The following is a 7,537-nucleotide window of genomic DNA, read 5'->3' on the forward strand; positions in this document are numbered from 1 at the left end:
ATCATGCAGGTCACGTAGAGGGTCGACGTGACAAGCACGGTTCCCATCACCAGCGGATAGTTGCGCGACATCACGGCGTCATAGGTCATCTTGCCAAGGCCGGGTCGCGAAAAAACGATCTCGGCGAACACGGAACCCGTAAGCAGGCCGCCAAACCCGATCGCGATCACGGAAAGGACGGCAATCAGAGCCTGGCGCAGGGCGTATCGATAAATGATCCGGCGCTCGGAAACACCGAAGGATCGGAGCGTTCGCGTATAGTTTTCACCCATCGCCTCGATCATTGCGGCCCGTACCAGCCGTGCCACATAGCCGACCCAGCCAAGGCCAATGGCGAAGGATGGCAGGACCAGCGCCTTCAACTGGCTGACGATATCGCCGGCCGTCCCGGCGCCGATAGCTGGCAGCCAGTTGAGACTCACCGCAAAGATCAGCAGTGAGTAAAGTGCGACGACGAAAGAGGGGACGGCGACGAAGCCGACGGAGAGGATGCCAATCAGCCAATCCGGCCACTTGCCGTGATGAACGACGGCGAGACAGCCGAGCGATATGCCGAGCGTTACCGCCCAGAGAAAGCTCGCGACGGCAAGTGTGGCCGTATAGGGCAGAACCTCGAAGATCATGGTGAGAACGGGCCGTTTGCTCCACACGTCTTCGCCGAGATTGCCTTCGGCAAGGCGGCCGAGGAACAGAGCGAGCTGTTTGAGGAGGGGCTGATCGAGCCCCATCATTTCGCGAAACGCCTCGCGCATTTCCGGCGTTGAGCGGGGCCCGAGTGCGACCACGGTGGGATCGCCCGGGATAAGATGCATCATCGAAAACAACAAGATCGCCACGACCAGGAGGATGACTGCGGCGAGGCCGATGCGACGCATGATGAAGCTCGTCACCGGCTGACCCTCCACGAAAGCGCGGGCCCAGAATGAGTTCCCGCTGGATCGGGAGTTACAGGTAATCGCGGTCGATCCATTCGTCCCCCTCCCGCTCGAAGATCAGTCGGTCTTTTTCGTAGGCTTCGAGCCGCCACTGCAGGCGGAACCGTTCGGCATTCGCCGTGAGCGTCACCGATGATCGCGTTTCGGTGTCGGCATCGCCGCTCTTGAAACCAAGCACCCAGCCGGTCTCGAGCCTTGCCGACAGCGGGTCTCCATCAACGATCTCCATCGCGTCAATGACACAGGCCGAGGTGAGGATGGCCCGGTCCGTAAGCTGCTGGCTGCCGAAATCGCTGGTAAGTGTGATCGTCTCCCTGCGCGCCCCAACGTCGATGGCGATGTCGCGCCGATGCGTTTCGCTGCTGAGTTCGATCATTTGCACCGGCGTTGCGATCTCGGCCGCAGTGAAGCTTGGATGAACATCATTTGCCGGCGCGTGACGCAGCGGCAATGAAAGGTTAGAGACGCCGGCTTCGATTGTGAAAGTCGGCATGGTCGGTGACGGCCACAGGATCGGCCAGTGCTGGTTGGAAAGAACGAGGCGGATACGGCTGCCTGCAGCAAAGCGCCGGCCGACGTGGTTGAGTTCGACACGCATGGCGATGGGCTCACCAGGAATGACGGGTTCCGGGTGCTCGTGACTGTTGCGATGGGCAAGATTCAAGACGCCCCAGGTGACAAGGGTCGACGTGCCATCGGGGGCAACGTCGCAGAGCCGTGCGACCACGAACCCTTGCGGTGAATCCGAGGTGAGGACCAGCGAAATGCAAGGCGCGCCGAGAAGATCGATGTCTTGCGTTAGCGCTGCGGTTTCGAACTGAAGGCCGAGCCCATCCTCGCGGCGCTGGTTGATGGCAAGGTCGGGCACAATGCCGCCATAGCCGCCATAGCGGCCGCAATCGCGCCCCGCCGTCACAGGCGAGCGCAAGACCATCGCCGCCCCGCTCAGCGCGACTTCCTCGAGGGCGCCTCGATTGAGGTAGAATCGGCTTTCCTTGATGTTCGGCGAAGGCCAGGACGGCTCGGCAACGAAATATCCCGGATGTTCGTCGTAGAAAGGGGCCGGCGCGTGCGGAGCGTTGATCCATGCCGTGTATTTCGGCTCATCCATGATACCGGTGTCGACGCCTTCGAGCCAGTATCGCCACCAGCGGATTGCTTCCTGAAGGTAGTTGATGGCAGGGCCCGGCTCGCCGAGGAACGGATAGGCGTGCGTCCACGGGCCAACCAAACCCTTGCAAGGAGCGCTCAAACCTTCGAGCAGCCGCGGCACCGCATTGGAATAGGTATCGTCCCAGCCGCTGATCGCATAAACCGGTACTTCGATTGCGGAAAAGTCTTCACACACCGAGCCGCGCTTCCAATAGGCGTCGCGGCGCTGGTGCCGCATCCATTCCGACGACCAGCATCGAGTCGCTTCAAGCCGCTCCTTCCACATATCCCGCCAACGATCGCCGACGATCTGCGGGTCCGGCGGCAGTGCGCCAAGTCCGAGGATGAATGACGACCACATCGCATCTTCGGTCAAAAGACAGCCGCCGAAATAGTGCACATCGTCCGCGAAGCGATCGTCCGAACAGCAGAGCGCAATGATTGCTTTCAGCGCCGCCGGCCGGCGTGCGGCCACCTGCAAGGCGTTGAAACCGCCCCAGGAAATGCCGGTCATGCCCACCGCTCCCGTTGACCAGGACTGGCCTGCCAGCCAGTCGATGATCGCACAGGCGTCATCGAGTTCCTGCTCAGTGTACTCGTCGGTGAGGAGGCCTTCCGAGTCGCCCGAACCGCGAATGTCGACCCGGCAGCACGCGAAGCCATGACCGGCGAGGTATGGATGCATCTTCAGGTCGCGAAAGACGGTACCGTCGCGGCGCCGGTAAGGAATGAGTTCGAGGATTGCCGGAACCTTCCTTGTCTCCGCATCGTCGGGGAGCCAGATCGTCGCTGCAAGCCGCGTTCCGTCCGGCATCGGAATAATGACAGGGTCGATACAACGTACCTTGTGCGGGAATGTTTCGATGACGCGCGTCATGGCTTGGGTATCTCGCTCGAGTCCGGGCTGGGTGTTTCGGAAAGGGTGCTTACCTCCTTGTGCGGCACCCATTCGTAGATGGCCGGCGAAGTTTGCGGATAGGTGACGAACTCTTCGCGCGTGCCAACGACAGGCTGCTTGAACTGCCGCCACAACGCGAAGCATGCAAAGGCCAGGGAAAGCCCAATGGCGTACCAGAAGAAGGAATGCGCACCGAGATGTTCGACACCGGTCGCGGCAACGGCCGGTCCGATTGTGCCACCCAATGCCCATATCAACAGCAAGTTCGAGGACAACGTCACGAACTGCGATGTGGAGGCACTATCATTGGCGTGTGCGACGCCGAGCGGGTAGAAGATTTCCGAAATGCCGCCAAAGACTGAAAACAGGATGAGGAATGCCCAGAGCGGCGTGTTGCTGTCGATGAGAAGGAACATCCCGCACACGCCGGCGAGAATTACCGCAAGCCACGACATCATTGCGCGCCGGTCGAGGCGATCGGAGAGATAGCCGAGTGGGAACTGCAGGAACAAGGCGCCAAGGGCGACGGCCGCCATCAGGATGACGATCCTGTCCTGGCTGAACCCCAGCTCCAATCCGTAAAGCGGGCCGATGCTGGAGAAGGTGGAGGAAACGAGCCCGGTCAGGAGGCAGGCGAGTGCGCCGAGCGGTGAAGTGCGGAACGCGCCGAGTAGATCAATGCCCATGGGTGCATGAAGCTGCGGCTCCCCGACCCAGATTGCGGTCACCGGCACGAGCGCCAGTGCGTAGAAGGCAGCAGTAATCATAAGCATGGCATTGCCGGCAGGAGCAATATCCCGCGCAAGCAACTGTCCAAGGCCGTAGAACAGCCCGAGGACCAAGACGTAGAGCGTAAGGACCCGGCCGCGGCCCTCATTGGGCACCATCGCATTGAGCCAGCTTTCGATCACGACCGACTGGCCGGCATTGGCAAAACCGACGACCGCCTGAATTGCCATCATTACGGCGAGTTCCGGTCCCGTCCCTAGGGCAAGCACCAGCACGGACGATGAAGCGGAGAGCGCGGCATAGGCGCGAACCTCTCCGACCGAGCGAATGAGACGGACCGAACCGATGCAGCCGAGAAGGAACCCAGCGCCTTCGGCCATGACCACGAGGCCGACCGCATCGGCGCCGTAGCCGTTCTCGACGAGCCGCAGCGGCAGCAGCGTATGAAATAGCCCCGAGCCCGCGGAATGCAGCGCCCCGCCGGCCAGCGGCGAGGCGATCGACCAGGGGGAAAGGGTGGGGCGCTCGGTCATAGCCGGCCTATTCAGCCGCTGCGCGAGGCTTGAATTCGGTCTCGGCATCGACGATCGGCGTGTCACGCCGATAGGGCGCGTACTGCTTGCCGCCGAGTTCCTGGGCGCAAGTATGGCCGCTGTGCACCGCATGGGCGATTGCACCCGGGGCAAGGCCGTCACCAATGCGGCGAATGCTCCTTATGCCCGGTGCGGCGACATCGTCGCGCCTCACCGTCAGCGCCTCGAAGAGCTCGCTTCGCGGCGTGCGCAGGCCGACGATAAGGACGGACCTGCATTTGATCCGGACGGTTTCGCCCGTGAAAAGATGGGTAAGCGTCGCCATTGCCCCGTCGAATGCCGTGAGCATGTGCAGCGTCGTGACACGAACATTGCGCCGTGCCAAGGCGCGGTGCACCAGCGGCAATTCGTTGGTCATGATCGTCCATGCGGACGCCTGGCCAGCTGGCGTAACGTAGGTAACGTCGTTGCCCTGCTGCGCGATATGCTCAGTCAGGACCCCGCCCATGTAGTAGTTATCGAAATCGAAGACCAGCGTCGGCCCTTCCGGCAAGCGCCCCGCAGCGATGTCGTCGGGCGTGAAGACTCGTGGGTGGTCCAACTCGCCGACGGGTATTTCCATCGACGAGTAAAGCATGCGCGACCAGCGCGCGCCGGTGGCAAGGACGAGATGATCGGGCGCGAGATCGATGATCTCGTCGACCCCGAGATCGCTCTCAAGATACATCGACACGTTGGTCATTTCGTTGAGACGGCCGAGCCTGTATTCAGCAACCCGTCCCCACGCGGCGAGGCCGGGAAGTCGCGTCTCGAAGGTCAGGCGGCCGCCGAAATTTGTGCCTTTGTCGGCGAGCGTTACTTCATGGCCGCGGCGACCAAGGGTGAGCGCGCATTCAAGCCCCGCGGGACCGCCACCGACGATCAGCACCTTCTCAGCCTTGACTGCCGGTTCGACACGCTCCGGGTGCCAGCCGCGCCGCCATTCCTCGCCGGCCGTCGGATTCTGGGTGCAACGGACCGGTACGCCGTCGTGCCAGCTCGAAATACAGATGTTGCAGCCGATGCACTCGCGGATCTCGTCGTGCCTGCCTTCCTTGATTTTCAAAGGCAGGAAGGGATCGGCAATCGAGGGCCGGGCGCCACCGATGAGATCGAGAACGCCGCGCCGGATTTGCGAAACCATCGTGTCAGGCGACGTAAAGCGACCGACGCCGACGACCGGTTTTTTGGTCAGCGACTTGACGAAGTCGATCACCGGTTCGTGGCTGCCTTCGCCAGTAAACCGCGACGCCGAGCAGTCGGTCGGGCTCGAATCCATTTTGACGTCGAAGAGATCTGCGCTGTCGGCAAGAAGCTCGATGACCTCGTGCGCTTCGGAGGGCTGGTTCGTGCCTGGACGGCCGCGCAGCTCTTCAAGGCTGATACGCAGAGCGACGCCGCAATCCTTGCCGACGGCATCGCGCGTCACATCGAGCAATTCGCGCACGAAGCGGATACGGTTCTGCATTGAACCTCCATATTCGTCCGTGCGATGATTGTATTCCGGCAGCAGGAACTCGTAGCCGAGATAGCCCATCCCGGCATAGACGTAGACGATGTCGAACCCCGCCGTGCGCGACTTGCGCGCACCTTCCGCCTGCCAGCGCAGCACGTCGCGTATGTCCGATTTATCCATCGTCTTTGGCCGCGCATTGCCCATGAACCCGACATGCGTCGCCATCCAGGGAATGCCAGAGGGCGACAGTGGCGGAATCCGGCTGGTCCTGTTCATCACGGAAGCGCCGCCATGCCAGAGTTCGACGCCGGCCAGCGAACCATGACGGTGAACCGCCTCCGTCATCATCGCGTGGGCGCGGATGTCATTGGCATCCCACATCGTTGCGAAAGGAAGGGGCGAATCGTCCGAGCTTGGATCGGTCGAGCAGGCACCCGTGCAGATCACGCCCCAGCCGCCCTCCGCCTTGGTCTCCCGAAAGGCCGCGCGAACGCGGGGGAGGGCGTTGGTCATGCCGCTGGCATGCGGTACCTGGTAGAAACGGTTAGGCGCGGTGACGGGGCCGATCTGCACCGGCTCAAACAGAACGTCGTATCGGGGATCCCGCTTCATGCCAAAACCTCGTTCCCATTGTCCGCATCTGGGGCGGATCGTTGGAAAAAGGATATGCAGGAATTGCGCGTTCGGCAAGAAAAATTATATGGTCGTATAATATCTCTATTAGTATTTGAATTATTTAAGTTATTTTGATAGTTATATCGACATGAGTGAGTCGCGGCGCAAAAATAATCGCTCTTGAGCGCTCGCAAATCCTCGATGTGACAAACGCGACGGGAAGGTAATTTTGGCAAGGCCCAGATCAGGTGTGAAAGCCCGAGCCGGCTTTAGGCGCGAGGCTCCGGAGGACCGCCGCAGGCAATTGGCGGAAGCCGCGCTACGCTGCATTGTCAGGCACGGAAATGCCGGCGTTTCGGCGCGGCAGATCGCCATGGAAGCCGGCGTTACGCAAGGGTTGATCACCCATCATTTCGGCGAGATCAACGAATTGGTGGCACATGCTTTTGATCTCATGGCCAACGGCATGCTCGGCACGGTCATGAATGCTGTCGACCACGCTCCGGCGGACCCCAAGGCAAGGCTTGAAGCCTTCGTCGAGAACTCGTTCTCGCCCGCATTGTTCGACCGCGACGTGCTGGGCGTGTGGGTGGTCTTTTGGGGCCTGATCTTGCACTCGCCACGTATGAGTGCGTCGCAAAAGGGCGAGTACACCGCCTATGTCATCACCGTTGAGAAACTGATCGCCGACTATGCGGCCGCGGAAGGCGTCACGATAGAGAATCCGCGGCTTGCTGCGATTGGTTTCACGGCGCTCATGGATGGGCTTTGGCTCGCATGGTGCTTGAATCCGGAAGCATTTCAGCCGGAGGAAGGGATCCAGATTGGCAAGAACTGGATAAAGGGCTTGAAACTCGGCGCCTTCGCCTGACGAGCCGGGTGTATAGGCCGATCCAGTGCACGCATGCTATTGTCGTTCGGTGGGACAGGAGGACAAAGTCGTGACAGCGGCAAGCGGACATGCACCCGATTTCAGTCTTGGCGGTAAGGTAACCCTGGTTACGGGGGCATCGCGCGGGATAGGCAAGGCCTGCGCACTCGCCTGCGCCGCCGCCGGCTCCGACATCGTGCTAGGTTTGCGCGATGTTTCCGGTTCATCGGATTTGATCGCTGAAATCTCGGCCATGGGAAGGAAGGTCCTGCCGGTCCGGTTGGATATCTCCAGGCGCGACGAAATCGA

General features: G+C 61.3%; 6 protein-coding genes. 2 read left to right on the forward strand and 4 right to left on the reverse strand.

All coding sequences use genetic code 11. The features are described 5' to 3' along the window. The 4 genes from AAAB35_RS17800 to AAAB35_RS17815 form a co-directional block, all read right to left on the reverse strand. Nucleotides 1-890 (reverse strand): ABC transporter permease (locus AAAB35_RS17800; protein ID WP_340669610.1); only part of this gene is annotated, 890 nt, incomplete at its 3' end. A 55-nt stretch (nucleotides 891-945) separates the two neighbouring features. Continuing rightward, on the reverse strand, nucleotides 946-2,964 hold the full coding sequence (locus AAAB35_RS17805) for a CocE/NonD family hydrolase (RefSeq protein WP_340669611.1): 2,019 nt from the start codon (nucleotides 2,962-2,964) through the stop codon (nucleotides 946-948). Then, nucleotides 2,961-4,247 carry an MFS transporter gene (locus AAAB35_RS17810; protein ID WP_340669612.1) on the reverse strand — a complete coding sequence of 429 codons (1,287 nt, stop codon included), beginning with the start codon at nucleotides 4,245-4,247 and terminating at the stop codon, nucleotides 2,961-2,963. The genes AAAB35_RS17805 and AAAB35_RS17810 overlap by 4 nt, the downstream gene beginning before the upstream one ends. 7 nt (nucleotides 4,248-4,254) lie before the next feature. Then, a complete protein-coding gene (locus AAAB35_RS17815) occupies nucleotides 4,255-6,354 on the reverse strand; it encodes an FAD-dependent oxidoreductase (RefSeq protein WP_340669613.1) in 2,100 nt (699 codons plus the stop codon). 232 nt (nucleotides 6,355-6,586) lie between these two features. On the opposite strand from AAAB35_RS17815, the gene AAAB35_RS17820 reads away from it, so the two are divergent. Both AAAB35_RS17820 and AAAB35_RS17825 read left to right on the forward strand, forming a co-directional pair. Beyond that, nucleotides 6,587-7,228: a TetR family transcriptional regulator C-terminal domain-containing protein gene (locus AAAB35_RS17820; protein WP_340669614.1), complete on the forward strand. Its 642-nt coding sequence runs from the start codon at nucleotides 6,587-6,589 to the stop codon at nucleotides 7,226-7,228. Between the two features lie 70 nt (nucleotides 7,229-7,298). Next, nucleotides 7,299-7,537, forward strand: a 239-nt coding sequence (locus AAAB35_RS17825; RefSeq protein WP_340669615.1) for an SDR family NAD(P)-dependent oxidoreductase, incomplete at its 3' end; no start/stop codon positions are given.

It is taken from the genome of Phyllobacterium sp., from assembly GCF_037994425.1.
Classification (GTDB): domain Bacteria; phylum Pseudomonadota; class Alphaproteobacteria; order Rhizobiales; family Rhizobiaceae; genus Phyllobacterium.